Raw genomic sequence first — 19,164 nt, forward strand, 5'->3', positions numbered from 1 at the left:
AAATTTGGCCATTTTCAACTAATACTATAAATTGCATCTTTGTAGTTATGAGATTCAACCACTACTTGCTCTAGCGTTAAACTGCTGCATTTGGCATCTTTACTATGGTTTTCTTCAAGCACTTTTGTCCTTGCTTCCTTTATTTCCTCAATGAACTTTCCATTAACTTTTTCTGGTTCAATTCTTTCCTCACAATATACAAGATTTGTGCAATTTGTTTTTCTGTAGTAATGTACTCCAAGGAATATCACTGATAGTGCAAGTATACTCGAGCCTATAAGTAGTGATAACCCTACGTTATTAATCAAAGCGTTCTGGTAAAACTTCTGTACACTATTAATACCACCTTCTACATACAGTAATAAAGGCAATACTATATTTGCAGCAACCAAACTGCTTAATAATGCTGTAAATAATGGCCTATCTTTGATTACTGATTCTACTTTATTTCTTCTACTAATGACTTTGTCGTCAATATTAATGAAGTTGTTCTTACCCTCCCAAGCGTTAAGTGTAAAATGCGAATGAGTACCATTGCTGTATTCCAGTTTGACTGATTTTATTACTTTATCTTTTGGTTGATACTTTAGCACCTGATTCAAAGTTTCATTCGCATTCTTTCTCCCTACTTGACACTCTTCAATATCTCTAAATTGCTTTATTCCACAAAATATCGGACTAATTGCAACCAATAGTGCAACAGCTAGAATTGGTATAGTCACATAGATGGTACTGTTTGCAAAAAATGCAATTAATTGTGCTTTATTCTGTAAATATACCAAAGCTGCAGAAACGCTAAGTGCAACAGCAGCTATACCGAAAATTATAAATTCCTTCTGCTGCACTGTATATTTTATTCTTGGCAAAATTCTATTTGTTTTCTTTTCTTTTTTAATTAATGGAGTTTCTGAATTCACTCCTCCACTATTTGTTTGATCACTTTCATGTAGCAAAATATTTGAAGATATATCACTAAGTGTGTCAATAGATGACCTTTCTGATGCTCCCTCTCTATCAGATATTGAGTTATCTTTCAGTTTCTGTAGATCTGATCTTTGTACTCCAAAGCTATTACCACTTATTCCACTATCATTCCCTTCTAAAACCTTTTTTGGAGATTTTGTATCTTGGTTTATTTTTGAATAAATAGGCTCGCCATTAGCTAGTTCTTCGTTTATTTCTGAATAAATAGGATCAGCATTAACTAGTTCCTCTATATTTTCCTCGTTATATGATTTTACTTCTAATGATGATTTTGATGGTGCAATAGACTGTATAACATTTGACACATGATTTTTTGCTGTTCTAGGTGAAGGTGGAGCCACACTCCTACTATTGTCCTGCTGTACGATTTTAGGTGATGACTTTGGCTTATCCCCTGATTTTCTATCCTCTTCATGCACATCTATTGTGTCATATGTTTGGCAGTTGGAAGATGTACTGAATGCCACATTAAACTGATCAGGATAATATCCACCGTTATATCCTATTCTATTTGCCTCACAAACTGCATTAAATTCGTCCTCTATGTCTTCACCCTCATCTAATGATGAAAGTGCATCAAATTGATCAGCACCTGCCTCGTCCATTTCTAGTGTAATACTGCTATCACTACCATTTCTAATCACATTCGAAAAAGCTGCCTTGTATTCAGTGTTGCACTGCTTCAGATCGTGACTACCACAAGTTTGCTTCATATGTTTCTCCTTAATAATAGGTGTTTGCTTCGTACCTTTTTCAAACAATTCAATTCTCTTCTTAACAGATAGTGTAGAATCTGAAACATTATTTTCTACTTCTTCAGAAAACGATGTTTCATTACTTGTTTGCGACGTTACTACTCCAGCTGACGTCTTTGCTTGATTCATTGAGTGCATCACACTTAATCCAAAGTTATTTGTTACGCTAAACTCATTAAAATACGGTATATACCAGTAAATTAATATTACAACTACCAAGGCTTACTAAATTTCTGTTTGTGTTATCTTTTCCGCTTTTTTCTTACTGTTTTTCTTCTTGAATCTCTGAAAAAGTTTTACCAGTACCAGAAAGAATTGCTTCCCTACCTGTGTACACTTGCCAACGTTTTATCGTTACATCTACAAATTTTGAATCTAGCTCTATTGTTCTGCAAATTCTTCCTGTTCTCTCACATGCAATCAGTGTACTTCCAGAGCCGCTAAATGGATCAAGAACTATGTCTCCTGATCTGCTGCTGTTTACTATTGCTCTCTCCATTAGCTCTACTGGCTTCATTGTTGGATGTAATGAGTTATGTGTTGGCTTATCATAAAACCACAGATCACTTTGATTTCTACCCCCATGCCACTCACGTTTATTACCGCTTTTCCATCCATAGAGCATTGCTTCGTATTGTCTTTGATAATCTGATCTTCCTAGCGTAAAGTGATTCTTCGCCCAAATGATAAATGTTGACCATTTTCCTCCTGCCTCCTCAAATGCTTTTTGCAACGTTGAAAACTCTGATGATGATATGCAGATGTAAATTGCACCTTTCGTATATGCTAAAATATGGGAACAGATGTCGTAGAGAAAAAGCTCATACTTTTCACCTTGATTATCATTTAATATTTTTTTATCTTCTCTTTCTTGACTGCTACCATAATCAACGTTATATGGAGGATCACAAATAGTAATGTCTGCCATTTTATCGCCCAGTACTGCTTTAAATGATTCAACTACAGAGCTATCACCACAATAGATTCTATGATCACCTAAAATCCAAAGATCACCTGGTTTTGTTACCTTTTTGTCATCAACAGCTAAGTCAGAAAGATCTTCTTTTTCACTATCTAAATCATCAAGGAAATGTTGAACTTTTTCTAATTCAAATCCAGTCATTTTAAGATCAAACTGTAAATCTTCTAACTCTTGAATTTCTACTTTTAAAAGCTCATCATCCCACTTTGCCCAATTAGCTGATTGATTTGCCAGTAATCGAAAAGCTTTGGTTTGTGGTTCATTTAAATTATCACTTAAAACAACTGGAATACTCTCCATACCAAGTTTTCTTGCTGCTTTAAGTCTTAAATGACCATCAACCACAGTTCCATCGCTTTTTGCAACTATTGGTATACGAAAACCGAATTCCCTGATTGAAGCACACATTCTATTTACTACGTCATCATTCTTACGTGGATTACGCTCATATTCAACTAGGTTTTCAACAGGATAGTAGTGGATTGCTAAATTCATATCTTAATAATTAAAAAGTTAATATTCAAAATATATCTGACGCTAAAGAAGGCCTGGGGTCAAACCCACCAAACCCGCCAGTATGGCCGAAAGGACCCACTTTTATGGATTTTTCGTCTTATTAATATCTTTACTAATATAGAACATTAATGCCAAAGCATCGGCCTCATTATCATCTCTAGGTGAAAAACTTTTTTCACGTATCGCTTCAATAACTTCACTCTTACTTGCATTGCCTTTGCCTGCTATAAAGCGTTTTATAGTTTTAACATTAACACCTTGGTAGGGAATATTGTTCTCTTCACACCAAGCAGACAGAACTGCGAGAAAACCGCCATAGCAATGCGCTGCATCTGTTCCTAGATGTCTTCTTACTTCTTCAAAATAAACCGCAGCGAACTTATGCTCCAAAGAGTTAAGCCAATTACGAAAATTCAAGAAGCACATGCCACCTCCGCTAAAACGACTACCATGAAAGCCTTTGCTTCCACTTTCAATTATTCCATCTGTTAGAATTGCCCAGCCCGTTTGCTTGCCAAGGTCCAGTGTTAGGATTGACATTTATATTCAGAATTTGTTTCGCTAGAGTGCTATATAATATATATTCAGGATTTGAAAAATTTTTGTCCAAAAAATCTTCTTCTTAAGCAAACTTTTTAGAAAAAACTTGGTTAAAAATCAGTAAACAGCCCTTGCATAATTATTGGTCAAGGCTTTCAGATTTCTATCTTAACTATTTAAATAGTCTATTATGCTGTGGTTAGTTTCTTATGAACATTTATCCAAATCGTAAATTTTGGGAAGATGATTTAGAAGTCCCTGTTAACCATTTGCTTGATCGTTTTCACAATACAAAAATACGTCAGTCTTGGATAGATTCACTTTCTGGTAAGCAATTAAATATTATTTTTCAAAACTCCTTTAAAGATAAATTAAATGCTCAACTCTTTGATGACGAAAGTTACGATAATACATCTGTACAATACAAACGTAAAGTGATTGCTAATTATTCCGATTCTCTCGTTACTTATACCAAAATCCATTACTGACCGAACAAATAAGAAACATTACAAACTCGTTTAATAGTAGTACTGGAAATATTGACAATAAAATTACACAAAACATCTTCAAGTAAACCTATGGTATCGTAGATACTATTGCGTAAAGTATTGTATTTGATATATTGCCACAACCTTTCAACAGGATTCAGTTCCGGTGAATAAGGAGGCAAGTATATGATGGTAATGTTTTCCTGAATTTTCAAACTTTTTGATCTATGCCAACTTGCACAATCCATTACAAGAAAGGCTTCTTTCGTGCCTAAATCTTTCGACATCTGCTCCAGAAATATATTCATACAATCAGTGTTTACATATGGAGCAAGTAGGCTAATTTTCTTACCACTTCTTGGATTTACCGCACTGTAGATATAGAAATTTTGTCTACCAATTTTCATTTTAACCTGTGTTCTGACCCCTTTTTTAAACCATCCGTGTCCGATTTTTGAATGAGTTCCAAATCGTGATTCATCAAAAAAATACCTCCTTTTCAGGGTGGGAATTGACTATTTTATTGAAGTATTTTTTAAACTCTTCTTGCTTGTTTTTATCTTGTTTATGGTGAATTGGCCTCGGTGTTATGTAAGAAAACTTCATCCTTTGTATCTCACGGTGCACTGTTGATTTGCTAATGTTTAGGCCAAATTCCTCTGAGATTTTTATTTGCACTTCCTTAATAGTAATATTTGGATTTCTTTCTACCCATATTTCAATTTGCTCACGTTGATTTTTGTTTAATTTGCTTTTTCTTCGCCGCTGAGACGGGGAAAATAATCTTTCTACTCTACCAAATTTTAGATGCTTTATCCATTCAGTCAAAGCAGTCCTTGAAATTTTACATATTCTTGCCACAGCGCTTATACTACTTTCTTTTCCTGCTATCACCGCTTGTAACTTTTTTGAAACATATGCGTTATTTCTGACCTTTTTTAACATTTCTTTCGCCAAATTTACAACTTTTTCGTCTAATAGTTTTGACCTTAATGCCATTTATACCTCTCTATTTTATCTACTTTAGTATCACTTCTTTCCCATTATTGTCTATCTGTTCTTTATATAGTGGGAATTGGTATTACTACTTGATTACCTGTTTTGACCGTGCAAAACTAGAAGTTACTGTCAGTGAAATTGCAAGATCTGCATTAACTACGGAACTCATGAAATCCTACCTTGTAAAAAATAATAATAAATATGATAAGAAGTCTTTGCTGTTTCTACTGTTTCATGCAGATTACAATCTTTTAAAGTCTGTCTATCACTTTGAAAAAATACAAAGAAAGAGTTTCATGTCTTTTGCCTTACAAAAAATACCAAGACGACCAAGTACTCCATTTAAGGACTTTATCTCAGAGGAAATCATACAACAAATACTGAAAGAAGATAACATTAAGAGAAATGACAGTTTCGAGAATCAACTACAAGGTTTCTTCTATCATCAGAATCGTTTATATGTGTTAATACGAAAAGCTAGCGATATAGATTTGTTGTTAAATTCAAACAAAGTTATTCATGGCCATAAGGCAGAGTGGATGATTTTGGATTTTCTACTAAATGGCACTCAGGTAGATCTTGGTGCTAGAAATATCGATCAAGCTATAGAAATAGCAAATAGCATTGCAAGTTGTTACTTTGGCTGCGAATGTATTTTTGTAGATGTGCAGGATAAAAACTTTGCGGAACAGGTGCATAAATTTATAGAAACTTGTATTAATGAATCTGATTCAAATATTCGTGTTTTTGAGTTAAAGTTTCAGTCAAATCGTTTCAATTACAGCTATACTAATATCACTTTGACTGTTGCTCCATATGATCCTATTGCACCGGAATTGCATGTTTTAAAGCCATTTGTAGGAGACATAGTGCCATTGATAGAGTCGATTAAAGTAATATTTCAAGGCAAAAAGATAGGCTTATTTTTCAAGCGAAGTGATGAGTATATAGCAATTTACTACTCTGAACATCCTCTGAATAAAAGGGAAAGAGAGGATTTTAAAGCATACATAAAACAATTTTATGGTCTTACAATCTTGCCAAGAGCAAATCTCTGATCTTCTTAATTCTGGCAGCTCTTGGGTTAATCCAAATCAAAATTACATCAAAGCAGCAAGGTATTTGTCAGATCTTGAATTAATTAAGATGCAAGAGAGGTCTTACATTATCTGCTCTCGTAGACAAGATAAATTAGATTGGCCAAATATAGTTGATCCATACTGTAACAATGAGATTTTCATTGATGAGGACTTTAACGAAGCATGCGATAATATAATTTGTGAAAATTGTAACCGTGATATTTTACCTAATACCTACAAGAAGCAAAGATTTCACCGCTTATCTGCATATTTAAACCCAGAGAAATTTATGAATTGGTTTGAAGGTCAGCTAAGTGATACAAATTTTATGTGGCAAAAAGTGGAAAGTGGAGTTTATCATGTTGGTGGACAAGGTAAGATTGTAAGTTTAATCATACTTGATTTTTGCACCAATCCAACATTCTTAACGATAGATAAGCTTAAAGCTAATCCAACTGTATTAATAATACTAAGAAAAAATCCATCAAACATACCTCTTGATTTGCCCACAGTAAAAATGGTTGACCTTTTCTTTCAGCATAAGACTTTAATTGAAGTATTCCAAGAAGCAGCACAAAGAGGAGTACTAGAGTTCATACCAAATACTTCAATGCAAATCTTACATACTGCACTTAATCTAATTGAACCTCCTAAAGAGAAGGAATTACTAAAGTTGCAATTGATAGAGGGCTCACTTTACGTAAACAATATAGAGATTCTAAATAAGAAAGCTGTAGCATGTATGAAAGTTTTGCGCGTATTATTTGAACAATTTTTGAATGATTGTAAAAAAGAATTACCTCCTGAAAAACACATGTTGCTTCGCATAACTGAAATAGAAAAGCGCCTAAATCTTGATCCAGAAGCAGATCCAGAACATCACATCAGAAAACCACTAAACACAATCCAAAGAACAATAAAAACCACCTTAGCTAAAAAATTAGGACTAAACATCGAACGTAATGATGTGATTCAAACAGTTGGTTGGCCTGGATCATCGCGTAGAGATTATGGTTACCGTATTAACCCTTTTACTGTGGTAGTTCGTTAACTGTGTTGACGAGAAGTAAAAGTAGTATATTTTACCCTAAAGTCACATCTAGCTTTAAAATACAGTTTTTGTCTTATTTAAAGAAATTTGAAAATATAAATTCTCAATTACGCAACTCACCAAAAACCTATCTCGTTTCTTTTGCTTTCTTCAATCTTTTCTACTCTGTTCGTTTGCCGACTTTTGTGTTTGAAGCACATCTACACTCAATGCCCTTCTATAATATATATACCGGATTTCTTGCTACTTTTTCCGGGATTTTCTGAAAAAAAGTTAAAATAATTTGAATGTAGCTCAGAAATTAAAGAGCTTTAAGAATCCGCTAAACGGAACTCCTAGACATCTTACTATTTGAGTTGTTTCCATTTTGGAAATAACTGTTTACTGGAGCTGAGAAGAGTTCAAATGGATTTTTGATAAAACATATATCCCCCTCTATCTAGCTCATTAATAAGTTATAATAGCTCTCTAAAGACGTTTTAAAGAATTTGGTTGCAGTAAAGACAATTAATTGGTTAAATTCCTTAAACTTCATTAATGGTTTGTTTGTAAGTTATAGGAGATAGATAATGGATGAGAATAAGATTGTATTTTATACTACCCCAGGTGGAAATATAGAAATTGAAGTTTTATGCAGAGATGAAAATCTTTGGCTTACGCAAAAAAGGATGGCTGAATTATTTGATGTGCAACTGCCGGCTATTAGTAAGCATATAAAGAACATATTTGAATCTGGTGAATTACAAGAAAAAGAAGTTGTTTCCACTTTTGAGGTAACTGCTGCAGATGGTAAAAATTACCCGACGCAATTTTATAATGTAGATACAATCATAGCTGTTGGTTATCGAGTTAATTCTAAAAAGGCTACATCTTTCAGAGTATGGGCTACAAAAGTTTTGAGGGATTTTATCATCAAAGGATTTGCATTGAATAGTGAACGGCTAAAAAACGGCCCAAAGTTTGGCAAAGATTACTTCAATGAATTACTTGAAAAAATCAGGGAAATACGAGCATCCGAACGTAGATTTTACCAGAAGATTACAGATATTTATGCTGAATGCTCTGCAGATTATGATCCACATTCGGATATAACAAGACAATTTTACGCAAAAGTACAAAATAAATTATATTGGGCAATTTATGGTTTAACTGCAGCAGAGTTGATATGTTCTCGAGTTGATCACGAAAAGCCACATATGGGGCTAACTACATGGAAAGATGGTTCTGGCAACAAAATTCATAAGAGTGATGTGAGTACTGCAAAAAACTATTTGACTGAAAAAGAGTTGAGTGAACTAAATCATATTGTTTCGATGTATCTAGATTATGCGGAACTTCAAGCAAGAAAGCATCGGCTAATGAAAATGCAGAATTGGGTTGAAAAGTTGGATGCATTTCTATTGTTCAATGATTATGAAGTGCTTAAAGATGCTGGTAAAGTTAGTGCTGAAGTTGCAAAAGCTCTAGCTGAAGGAGAATACGAAAAGTATAGAGTTATACAAGATAAATTACATGAATCTGACTTTGATGAATTAATTAAAGCAAGTAAAGAAAGTGAGAAAATAACTACAACAAAAACCAGCTTGTAGTTGAGCTATCTATGTTTGACATCTTGCTTTTATTTTAATTTCAAGGGGGGTGACCCACCCTTTAGAAAGCCCTATCTGCCAATAAATAGTGAAAACATGAATCTTTGTCTTCATTATACGCGATAAAATTGGAGACGTAAATAAATAAATTTAGATCTTTGTCTCCATTTTGAACTATTAAGCGGGTTAAGAGTTCTGTAGCTTCTGTTTCTTCTTCTATGGCAGTAACTTTTTTCCTTTAGCTTCATCTACAATTTGCTGATTTCATTACTGAGAGTTTTGCAATCAATTGCTCAGAGGTTTGCAATAAAAGTTGTTGTATTCTCATATAGTCTCCATTAAACCCTTATACTCATACCAAAATCCATTACTGACCGAACAAATAAGAAACATTACAAACTCGTTTAATAGTAGTACTGGAAATATTGACAATAAAATTACACAAAACATCTTCAAGTAAACCTATGGTATCGTAGATACTATTGCGTAAAGTATTGTATTTGATATATTGCCACAACCTTTCAACAGGATTCAGTTCCGGTGAATAAGGAGGCAAGTATATGATGGTAATGTTTTCCTGAATTTTCAAACTTTTTGATCTATGCCAACTTGCACAATCCATTACAAGAAAGGCTTCTTTCGTGCCTAAATCTTTCGACATCTGCTCCAGAAATATATTCATACAATCAGTGTTTACATATGGAGCAAGTAGGCTAATTTTCTTACCACTTCTTGGATTTACCGCACTGTAGATATAGAAATTTTGTCTACCAATTTTCATTTTAACCTGTGTTCTGACCCCTTTTTTAAACCATCCGTGTCCGATTTTTGAATGAGTTCCAAATCGTGATTCATCAAAAAAATACCTCCTTTTCAGGGTGGGAATTGACTATTTTATTGAAGTATTTTTTAAACTCTTCTTGCTTGTTTTTATCTTGTTTATGGTGAATTGGCCTCGGTGTTATGTAAGAAAACTTCATCCTTTGTATCTCACGGTGCACTGTTGATTTGCTAATGTTTAGGCCAAATTCCTCTGAGATTTTTATTTGCACTTCCTTAATAGTAATATTTGGATTTCTTTCTACCCATATTTCAATTTGCTCACGTTGATTTTTGTTTAATTTGCTTTTTCTTCGCCGCTGAGACGGGGAAAATAATCTTTCTACTCTACCAAATTTTAGATGCTTTATCCATTCAGTCAAAGCAGTCCTTGAAATTTTACATATTCTTGCCACAGCGCTTATACTACTTTCTTTTCCTGCTATCACCGCTTGTAACTTTTTTGAAACATATGCGTTATTTCTGACCTTTTTTAACATTTCTTTCGCCAAATTTACAACTTTTTCGTCTAATAGTTTTGACCTTAATGCCATTTATACCTCTCTATTTTATCTACTTTAGTATCACTTCTTTCCCATTATTGTCTATCTGTTCTTTATATAGTGGGAATTGGTATCACCACAAGTTGTTCAATCTTTTTTGAAAAATTTTCTTTGCAACCAACAAAAAAACATGATAGACTAGCTTTAGGGTTTTTTGTAATAAATAAAAATTTGAGATAAAAAATAATTTAGAAATGCCTCATAATCGATTTTTAAGCTACCTTACATGAGCAACTTAGGTCTTGGTGGTATAATTGTACCCTGAAGTCGTAGAATCGTTTTAAAACCGCATTAGCAGACCAACGTTTATTTGAGTTTTATCAGCATAAAAAAAAGATGAGAGTAAGAGCCTTTTAAAAACGCACTAATTGTATTTTTCATTAAATGTAAATATCTTAATAATATTTTGTGGCAGCCTTTCTGGACTTCTTTCTTTTTGCTGTTTAAGTTATTGTACTTTATTTGTATTTTACTATTATTTTATATTATCTATTATTATTTATTACTATTATATATATATAATATATAAGGGTTTTAGGAACGCAGAATCCGCTATACTGGCTGACTTCAGACACATAATAACTAGGAACACTTTTAGGAATAGAGGGCAAAAGGTTAGGATTCAAGCGATCTTTAGCTTCCTAGTTTCTCATTACTTATTTAGTAACCAAGGAATCAGGAATATAATTCAACCATTTGATGTCTTATCCCTTTTTAATTGAAATCATAACTTATAATAGGGTTGTGGCTCCGAAGTTAGATTGAGTAGATGGTAGATTGAATAGAGAAAATAGGGCAACTCTAAAATATTTAAAGAGCCACCCATAAAGAAAGACTTATCCTAACATTAAATTTTGCCTATAGCTAAAATCTTCAGCTCCAAGAGTGAACTTTCCTATACCACAAGCAAATGGTCCAGTTGGAATGTCAAGCCACTTATCCTCTTTTGCACCTGTAGACATTCCTTTAACTAACTGCTTTGCTTGTAAAAGTTCCTGAACTATACGCTCTAGTCGATCTCTTCCCATACTGTGGAAAATCTCAGGTAGCCTATGCCGTTGTTTATATACTCCTGTGCTTCCTGTGTGAGTAAATGGGTGTCCTGCAACAGCAGATCGTGTAATTGCATCAGTAAGACATATTTTAAGGTCTTTTTCACTAGCATTTTTAACTGTTAGTTGTATTGTTATATCTTCTAGTAGCCCTGTTTCCTGATTTCTTAGGTAAGTTCTTACAGTGCGATCAGCTAAACCATTGGCCTTCACAACTGCCCCATGAAACAAAGCATTCTGTCTTGGTGTTTCTCCTACTGCCTTAAAGATTTCTAGCCTAGCTGTATTTTCTATTGGCCAAAAAGCGTATGAGCATCTAACACCATTAACAAGAGCAGAGGTACCTCTAATTGCATCGCGTGCTTGTTCAGCAGTTAATATTGGTTTTTCTCCTTTTGGCTTTCTCATGTGATGAGCAGTAATTATCGAAGCTCCAGTACTACATGCTAAATCAGATAATAAGCACATTAGATAATCCCCTACAGCAGGATCAGCATTTATATCTGCATGGATAAATGAAGCAAGTGGATCAAATACTATCAATTTCAGATCTTTAATTTCCTCGAGCTGTTTCATTACGGATTCGAATTCAGGAGAAACTTCGACGATTTTACCACGAACATTTCTGAGTATTGTAAGTGATCCTCTGACGTTTGGCAGTGGTACAATAAATAATTTATCTTTATGTTTCAACCTTTCACACTTAGGGTCGAGTCGTTCTAAGCGGCGGTGTATCTCACTTGCATCATCTTCTGCTGAAAAAATCACTACTGATCCATGTTCAGTAACAAGTGAACCAAAGCCACACATCTGATCCTTATCACTTGCAACCTTAAGCGCTAGGTCAAGAAGAAGCATACCTTTGCCTGTATCTCCCATTGCTGCTATTATTGAAGTAACACCTAAAGGAAATAGACCTTCAACAAGAAACTTTTGCTCTGGTACCGGACCTACAAAGCGCTCTGCACTCCAATCTAAAATGTTAAGTGGCTGTTTTGTGGATCTTTCTAAACTTTTCATATTTGAAGTATCAGTAGCTGGAGTATCAATAGTAAGCAACGGAGTTGAAGCTAAAAACTCTTTGACATCTATACCTTCCTCTACACAATCAGCAGCATCCCATTTCTCAGGCTTACCTCGAGGAATTTCAAGCACAGCAAGTGATGCAACTCCGATCTCTAAAAGCTTTTTTTCAGCATTTTTTGCGTATTTATTACCTGCTTCATCATTATCTGGCCAAATGATAATATGCTTACCTTTAAGTGGTGACCAGTCTGTTTTATCAATTGGTGCGTTTGCTCCAGACATTGCTGTTGTTGCTGTGATACCTTGTTCTATCAGCGCTTCTGCACATTTTTCCCCTTCAACCAGAACAACTTTATCAGACTTTAAAATACTTGGTATGTTATAGAGAGGTCTTACTTTTGGCGCACCATACCGAGATTGTTTAACATCAAAAGGCTTATATTGCTTTTTTCCTTTAGGAGGATCAGAACGATAAATTTTTACAATGACCTGACCATTTTCATCATAATAATTCCAACTGTGGGTAATAAATTTCTCGAAGTCTTCGTCAGCCTTTGCGCATTTCTTGTTATATCCAAGACATTCACTTATAGAGGCCATCACTTCACAAAAGTCTCTCTTTGTATCTTTTCCCTGTGCACCTGCCCAAATATCAAGAACATCACCTTTCTGCCCAGTTGCAAAATCCTGCCAGAGTCCGGCTTTTCCACCAGTTAATGCTACTCTGAGGCTTTGTCCTTTGTTACCATGCACATCACCTATTCGGAATTCATCTCCATGAAAAGTTCCCCTTGGGAATAAATAAGAAAGGCATGATCTTATGTTTAATAATAGTTGTCTTTTTATTTCTTCTACATCAAATTGCTCTAATGGTTCTACAGTATTATTAAAATCATAATATTCATCATTTAAAGTATTTTTTTGTTTGACATCAGTTAAAAAATCTTGTACCATAAGTTGAAACTCCTTTTAAGATTAAGCGTTTGAAAGGTTTTTGAGTAAGGCTGTTTTGATTGGGGTCTTACTCTTTCATTATGTAAGTAAAAACTACGGTGGGGGTTCTCTTGGCAAAGCTTGAAAAATATATTAACAAGTAAAGGAAGTCAGTTCAGGTGAAAAGTGAGGTTTTAGTATCTTCTTTCTTTTAAGGAAAAATACTCCATTATAATTCTACTACATTTTACCCACCATGTCAACCACTTAGTTTTTATTCTGTTGATATATTTAAAATAAATTAAAAAAACTAATGTTTTCTTTCTGCTATATAATTCATAATGGTGTCTTTGATAGAAAACCCTCTACTATATATATACCGGGTTTCTTATGACTTTTTCTGAAAAAATTAAAAACTTTTTTCTTTGGAGGAGTTTGGCCTACCTATTAATGATAATCTTTTCAAGCCATCTGTAAAAATGAAAAGTTTCTGAAAACGGCAATTACTTTTTGGTTCATGAATAGAATTATTAAAGATGCTTTTTATTCAAATTTTAAAGGGCATTACAGGTGCTAAAGGGTACAGTTTAAAGTGGAATCACTTTAAAACGTAATTACAGGCTTTTTGCCTACCAATGAGACATAAAGTACGAAATATAAATCTTTGTCTCTATTTTGAACTATTAGCGGTAGTTAGCTGGTTCTTTACATTAAATAACTCAGCTATATTATAGTGCATTTTTTATATTAACTAAATCTCTTAATTGATCGTTGTTAAATTCTGTAATCCAACTCTCGCCACTACTTATAGTTAGGTTTGCTAATTCCTTCTTGCTTTGAATCATCTCATCAATACGCTCTTCAAATGTACCTGTTGAAAGTAGCCTGTACACCATGACATTACGTTCTTGCCCGATACGATAGGCCCGATCTGTTGCTTGTGCTTCCACTGCTGGATTCCACCATAAATCGTAATGTATTACATGGTTTGCCGCTGTTAAATTAAGCCCTGTTCCACCAGCTTTTAAAGACACTATAAGAATGTTGGACTGGAATAAGTTTTGAAAGTCATTAATCATTGTATCACGTGCTTTTCTAGAAAGTCCTCCATGTAAAAATGGCACTTCTGATTCAAACCTTTCTTCAAGTAGCCTAGCTATAATCTCACCCATTTCAGTGTATTGAGTAAATATCAATGATTTTTCTGCAACTTCACCAATACTAATCAATATTTCCTCAAGCATCTGCATTTTACCGGATTGTTCAATACTCGCACGCTTTTTCTTGCCAAACTGTGATGGATGGTTACAAATTTGCTTTAAAGCATTGATAAGTTTAAAGATTAGTCCCTTACGTTCAATCCCTTCACTTTTTTCTATCTTCTCCATAGTTGTATCAACAACCTTTTGATAAAGCGCTGTTTGCTCTGAAGTGAGGGAACAATAACGATTGTTCTCAATTTTATCTGGTAAATCCTGAATAATGCTTTTATCACTCTTAAGCCTACGTAACATAAAAGGGCTAGTGATTTTCATAAACCTTTCTAGACAAGTTTTATCTCTTGCTTTTTCAATCGGTGTTGCAAAGCTGCTTTTAAACTGCTTAGGAGTACCAAGATAAGATTTGTTGATAAAGTCAAAAATGCTCCAATACTCAAGCAACCTATTCTCAACAGGCGTACCACTCATAGCTATCTTATGTTTTGCTGCAATAGTTTTAATTGCCTTGGTTTGTTCGGTATTAGGATTTTTTATATTTTGTGCTTCATCAATCACGAGCAAAAACCAGCGAATTTTATTAAGTTCTTTTTTATCACGACGTGCAAGACCATAGGATGTTAGAGCTACATCATAATCACTTGCCAATTCTCGATTTTGTCCGTGATAGACGAAAAGCTTTAATTCTGGTGCAAAACGTTCCATCTCTCGTTGCCAATTACTTAATATGCTTGTGGGAGCTACTACCAAGACTCTGTCCCGATCCAAAAACCCTGTATTTTTGCAACACAGAATAGCTGCTATAACCTGTAATGTTTTACCAAGACCCATATCATCAGCAATTATGCTACCAAACCCGTTTTCTATGTTCTGTACAAGCCAACTAAATCCACGTTCTTGATATGGGCGTAGTTGTGCTATTAGATTATTTGGTGTAGTAACAGGTGTGTAAGTATTAAGTTTATTAAATAAGCTTGTAAGCTGCTGGTCAAATGCTACTTTAGTTTCATTTACTTCTCCTGTTAGAGCAGCTTGCATAAGCTCTGCTTGACTTAAATAATCAGGCAATTTATCAATTTTTTTTAATAAAGCTTCTACCTCTTTGTCATCCAAAAGGACGTACTGATCGACTATTCGCACAAGCCCTCGGGAATCTTTTAGCAATTTTTTAAATTCTGTAACGCTTAGTTTTTTATCTCCTATTGCTACTTTCCAATCAAATTTCAATAAATTTTCCAGCGTTAAAAAGCTTTCGCGATCTTCTTTTATTTTATCTTTAGTAGACAAATTAAGACTTAATTGTGGTTTTAAGATTTTTTGTAAAGATTTCGGCAAAATAACTTTGATGCCTATTGCTCTTAGTACAGGCAAGATATGCGAAAATAATGGTGCAAAATTATCTAAATTAAATGATAATGTGCTATTATCGTCAATCGACTTTTCTAGTTCAGGTATATATTCAGACAAAAGTGCAAGATCAGATAAAATACTAAGCTTTACGTTTTGATTAGAGAGTGCTTTTTCCAGCTTGATGAATGACTTCTCATCATCCAGTGATAACTGTACCTCAAGTTCAAATTTTTCATGGTGATCTTTTATCATTAAATAGAGTTTGTAAGGTTTATCTGCTAAATAAAGACGTGAAAGCCAGAGATTAATTGCTTGCGGTATTTCCTTGTTGCTAAACTCAGTAAACTTGTATGATCTTCCAGTAAAGAATAATTCAAAGATGGATTTATCTCTATGCTTATCCAGTGATGCAGGAAAGTTATCTTCTATATACCCTAAAAGGATGAGAGAGATAGCAACATTTACTTGTTCCTCTGGTTCCATAACGATTTCTTGATATTTAATCAATAGAGGCGGACAAATAGATGATATCTTGCTATGAATTTCCTTAACTGACTCATTAAACAACGCCGGAATCCACCTAATTATTACTTCTCCTCTTTTGTTTTGTAATACTTGTGGTATTAGCGCTGACTTTTCCATTAGCATATGTGCAAACTGTGAAATCATATGCATGAAGCGAAGTTCAGGGTTAAGTTTGTGGAGTAACGAACTAGGAATATCATTTAAAAATCGTGCTACATCCCTCAATACATTTCCACTGAGCCTAAATAAATTAGTTGTACCATTGCTCACTTGAGTAAGGTAATGCTGATCATCAATGAATAGTTGAAATGTTTGCCAATTCTCAATATTTCCCCATCTTTTAATAAATAGCTCCTCTTCTGATAGTTCCTTCTTAGAAGCTGGATAGTACACTAATCTTCCTGCAGGATACTTTTGCCAATGCTTATAAGCTATCTGTAAGATATTATGAAAGTTTTTTTCAAAAAAAAGTGGATTATCTGTTAAAATACTACTGATACAATCAAAAAGGTTAGGAATAGTTGATAAATCAATATCATTTAAAATTGCTTGGTTATGTATTCTAATTTTAGAACATGCCTTAAATATATCATCTATCTTTAAAATGTTTTGAGCATTTTCTAATTTTCCATTCCCAAAATCATCGATAAGTGCTGACAAATTACAATTATGAATATTAAAAATCATGAAGGGGTTTTTATCAATTTCTGCAGCAATAAGATAAATTACAGCAGCAATGTGTTTACAAGGCATAGCCCAATCAGGACAACTACAACTTGCATTCATCTCCTGCCAATTTGAAGGAAATAATTTAATCCCAAGATCATTAAGCTTATCAAACAAGCTGGCTGATAATTGTCTATTTATCAATTTAGCTAATATAGCTGGTGAAGTTTCAATAATTTGACGAATGGTCTGTTGTTCTGATGAGCTTAATTCATTGAGTATAATTTTGACTTTATATGGTTGAGGTTTTGAACCACGATATGGGTAAGATCCTGAGCTATGAACTTTAGCTGTAACTATGTGACCATTAATTTTAATACCAAAAGCTCGACCAGTATTAGCACAAGTTCTGCCACGTGGAAGACGGTTATCATAATCTATTCCGTCAAAAGACTGGAGCCACTTCTTACCCCACCATGTTCTTCCATAAATAGTCATCTTGTAAAACTATATATTTTAACCTAGATAAGCTAGATGCTGATTCTATGGACGATTTTCTCTGAATATGCAAAACTCATCTTGAACTACTACAAAATGTTAATTATAACAACAGAGAGGGCAAAAGCAATAAACACTTATATCAAAGGAAAAATTGATTAAGGGAAAAGTGAAACTTTTTAAAGGTTGTTTAATACCTTTACACCTGTGATTGTAGCACTAATGTTGTGCGATAAATGTACAGTGAAAATGTCATCAGAAGTTACCCAATTATTGAGTAGTTTTTTTTACGGCGTCAAGACTCTTGCCAGCATAGAAAATATCAGTTCCTATATAAATATCCTTATGGGCTAAAAGAAACTTCTATTGGTTGATAGAAAACAGAAAAAAACTATTTAAAAAGTATACTCAACAATATAACAAGGAAGCATAAGTTAGGAAAAGTAGTAGGCCGTTGATAAGGATTTGCCTATTTTCTCGATCAACTAGCTTTTGTATAAGTACTGATGGGTCAATATAAATGAGTAGTTCTGGGAAGCTTACTTTATCGGCTAATCTATATTAGCGTCATAGAGGATTTATATATTTCAAGCATGTTAATTATTTTTTCTGGATCATTTAGGAAACTATAGTAGACTTTACAACTCATTAATTATCACTTAACTTACCTCCTAGTAAGTTCTTGAGTTATGTATGGATAACACGTTGATAATATTAGCAGCAGGAAAAAGCAGTAGAATGAATTCACAGTACTCAAAAACACTACACCTAGTAGGAAATTTTACTCTTTTAGAGCATATAATTCACAATGCAAAACCGCTGAGTTTAAAAAGTCTATCAATTGTCATTAACAAGCCTTTTCTAAAGGAGTTAGAAAGATTTAGTACCTTAAAAGATATAATTGATAAATATAATATAAAATTGATAATTCAAGAAAATATTACAGGTACTGGCACTGCAGTTAAAATTGCCCTAGAAAGCCTGGAGCGGTTATCTGACCAAGACATAGTTTTAATACAGTACGGAGACACCCCGTTTATATCTAGTGATACAGTTATGAGAATGACTGATTGTTTAAAGTGTAATAATAAAAATTTAGTTCTTCTTGGATTTAATAGTCAAGATAAGCAATATGGAAGATTAGTAATTGATGATAATGACAATGTTCAAAAAGTCTTGAAAAGTGAAGATGAAATTCTTCTTGCAAACTCTGGAATAATGGTTTCATACGCTAAAGATCTTTATACCCTAATAAAAGAAGTAAAATTTAATGATTCGACCAACGAATGTTGTCTTAATGATATAATACCCATTGCAGCAAGCAATAACTTACGTGCAGGTTATGTAGTCGCTGACGAAAAGGAAGCAATGGGGGTAAATAACAAAGAGGATTTGGTCAAAGCAGAACGTTATTTTCAGGCAAATAGAAGAAGACAACCAACCCTTCTTTCATAACTATATTTTTTTATTCATTGATCCTTAATTTAAGTTGACATTTGTTTTATACTAGTTTTATAATGCTTTTTAAGTCT

Annotated in this window: 12 protein-coding genes; 5 read left to right on the plus strand and 7 right to left on the minus strand. The window is 33.8% G+C overall.

Annotated features, from left to right (window positions below):
* Nucleotides 1–14: 14 nt before the first annotated feature.
* The 3 genes from ABWU24_RS00615 to ABWU24_RS00625 all read right to left on the minus strand — a co-directional run bounded on the left by ABWU24_RS00615 (nt 15) and on the right by ABWU24_RS00625 (nt 3,777).
* The gene (locus tag ABWU24_RS00615; RefSeq protein WP_264685625.1) at nt 15–1,868 is read right to left on the minus strand and encodes a hypothetical protein; all 1,854 of its coding nucleotides are present in this window, start codon (nt 1,866–1,868) and stop codon (nt 15–17) included.
* A gap of 133 nt (nt 1,869–2,001) precedes the next feature.
* The gene (locus ABWU24_RS00620) at nt 2,002–3,216 is read right to left on the minus strand and encodes a DNA modification methylase (RefSeq protein WP_341815989.1); all 1,215 of its coding nucleotides are present in this window, start codon (nt 3,214–3,216) and stop codon (nt 2,002–2,004) included.
* Between the two features lie 102 nt (nt 3,217–3,318).
* Complete coding sequence (locus ABWU24_RS00625) at nt 3,319–3,777, minus strand: Holliday junction resolvase (RefSeq protein WP_341810117.1); 459 nt, start codon at nt 3,775–3,777, stop codon at nt 3,319–3,321.
* Nucleotides 3,778–3,986: 209 nt separating this feature from the next.
* On the opposite strand from ABWU24_RS00625, the gene ABWU24_RS00630 reads away from it, so the two are divergent.
* Nucleotides 3,987–4,265: a hypothetical protein gene (locus ABWU24_RS00630; RefSeq protein ID WP_353274273.1), complete on the plus strand. Its 279-nt coding sequence runs from the start codon at nt 3,987–3,989 to the stop codon at nt 4,263–4,265.
* On the opposite strand, the gene ABWU24_RS00635 is transcribed toward ABWU24_RS00630, so the two are convergent.
* Nucleotides 4,259–5,264 (minus strand): IS630 family transposase gene (locus ABWU24_RS00635; protein ID WP_353274215.1). Its coding sequence is split into 2 segments (ribosomal slippage): nt 4,259–4,753 and nt 4,755–5,264, totalling 1,005 coding nucleotides; the frame shifts between segments, so codons are not numbered across the junction. The two genes, ABWU24_RS00630 and ABWU24_RS00635, sit on opposite strands and share 7 nt — an antisense overlap.
* On the opposite strand from ABWU24_RS00635, the gene ABWU24_RS00640 reads away from it, so the two are divergent.
* The 3 genes from ABWU24_RS00640 (at nt 5,258) to ABWU24_RS00650 (ending at nt 8,983) form a co-directional block, all read left to right on the plus strand.
* On the plus strand, nt 5,258–6,322 hold the full coding sequence (locus tag ABWU24_RS00640) for a hypothetical protein (protein WP_353274274.1): 1,065 nt from the start codon (nt 5,258–5,260) through the stop codon (nt 6,320–6,322). The two genes, ABWU24_RS00635 and ABWU24_RS00640, sit on opposite strands and share 7 nt — an antisense overlap.
* The gene (locus ABWU24_RS00645) at nt 6,288–7,394 is read left to right on the plus strand and encodes a hypothetical protein (RefSeq protein ID WP_341815988.1); all 1,107 of its coding nucleotides are present in this window, start codon (nt 6,288–6,290) and stop codon (nt 7,392–7,394) included. The genes ABWU24_RS00640 and ABWU24_RS00645 overlap by 35 nt, the downstream gene beginning before the upstream one ends.
* 569 nt (nt 7,395–7,963) lie before the next feature.
* Nucleotides 7,964–8,983 (plus strand): virulence RhuM family protein, encoded by a 1,020-nt coding sequence (locus ABWU24_RS00650; RefSeq protein ID WP_138265019.1) that lies wholly within the window; start codon nt 7,964–7,966, stop codon nt 8,981–8,983.
* Nucleotides 8,984–9,350: 367 nt separating this feature from the next.
* Here ABWU24_RS00650 and ABWU24_RS00655 read toward each other — a convergent pair.
* The 3 genes from ABWU24_RS00655 to ABWU24_RS00665 form a co-directional block, all read right to left on the minus strand.
* A protein-coding gene (locus ABWU24_RS00655; protein ID WP_353274215.1) for an IS630 family transposase occupies nt 9,351–10,356 on the minus strand; the annotation gives its coding sequence in 2 pieces (ribosomal slippage) (nt 9,351–9,845 and nt 9,847–10,356; 1,005 coding nt in all).
* 845 nt (nt 10,357–11,201) lie between these two features.
* Entirely contained in the window at nt 11,202–13,397 is a 2,196-nt protein-coding gene (locus tag ABWU24_RS00660; RefSeq protein ID WP_006280189.1) for an AAA family ATPase, read from the minus strand.
* Nucleotides 13,398–14,104: 707 nt separating this feature from the next.
* Nucleotides 14,105–17,632, minus strand: a complete 3,528-nt coding sequence (locus ABWU24_RS00665) for a DEAD/DEAH box helicase (protein WP_353274217.1) — start codon at nt 17,630–17,632, stop codon at nt 14,105–14,107.
* A 693-nt stretch (nt 17,633–18,325) separates the two neighbouring features.
* Between ABWU24_RS00665 and ABWU24_RS00670 the strand changes: the two genes are divergently transcribed.
* Nucleotides 18,326–19,087, plus strand: coding sequence for a sugar phosphate nucleotidyltransferase (locus ABWU24_RS00670; protein WP_010082157.1), 762 nt, complete (start codon nt 18,326–18,328; stop codon nt 19,085–19,087).
* Nucleotides 19,088–19,164: the final 77 nt, after the last annotated feature.

Source organism: Wolbachia endosymbiont (group B) of Hofmannophila pseudospretella, from assembly GCF_964028515.1.
GTDB lineage: Bacteria > Pseudomonadota > Alphaproteobacteria > Rickettsiales > Anaplasmataceae > Wolbachia.

Coding starts and splice junctions, on each gene's coding strand:
- ABWU24_RS00615 (WP_264685625.1), bottom strand. CDS start 1,868: ATGAATCAAGCAAAGACGTCAGCTGGAGTAGTAACGTCGCAAACAAGT.
- ABWU24_RS00620 (WP_341815989.1), bottom strand. CDS start 3,216: ATGAATTTAGCAATCCACTACTATCCTGTTGAAAACCTAGTTGAATAT.
- ABWU24_RS00625 (WP_341810117.1), bottom strand. CDS start 3,777: ATGTCAATCCTAACACTGGACCTTGGCAAGCAAACGGGCTGGGCAATT.
- ABWU24_RS00630 (WP_353274273.1), top strand. CDS start 3,987: ATGAACATTTATCCAAATCGTAAATTTTGGGAAGATGATTTAGAAGTC.
- ABWU24_RS00640 (WP_353274274.1), top strand. CDS start 5,258: ATGCCATTTATACCTCTCTATTTTATCTACTTTAGTATCACTTCTTTC.
- ABWU24_RS00645 (WP_341815988.1), top strand. CDS start 6,288: ATGGTCTTACAATCTTGCCAAGAGCAAATCTCTGATCTTCTTAATTCT.
- ABWU24_RS00650 (WP_138265019.1), top strand. CDS start 7,964: ATGGATGAGAATAAGATTGTATTTTATACTACCCCAGGTGGAAATATA.
- ABWU24_RS00660 (WP_006280189.1), bottom strand. CDS start 13,397: ATGGTACAAGATTTTTTAACTGATGTCAAACAAAAAAATACTTTAAAT.
- ABWU24_RS00665 (WP_353274217.1), bottom strand. CDS start 17,632: ATGACTATTTATGGAAGAACATGGTGGGGTAAGAAGTGGCTCCAGTCT.
- ABWU24_RS00670 (WP_010082157.1), top strand. CDS start 18,326: ATGGATAACACGTTGATAATATTAGCAGCAGGAAAAAGCAGTAGAATG.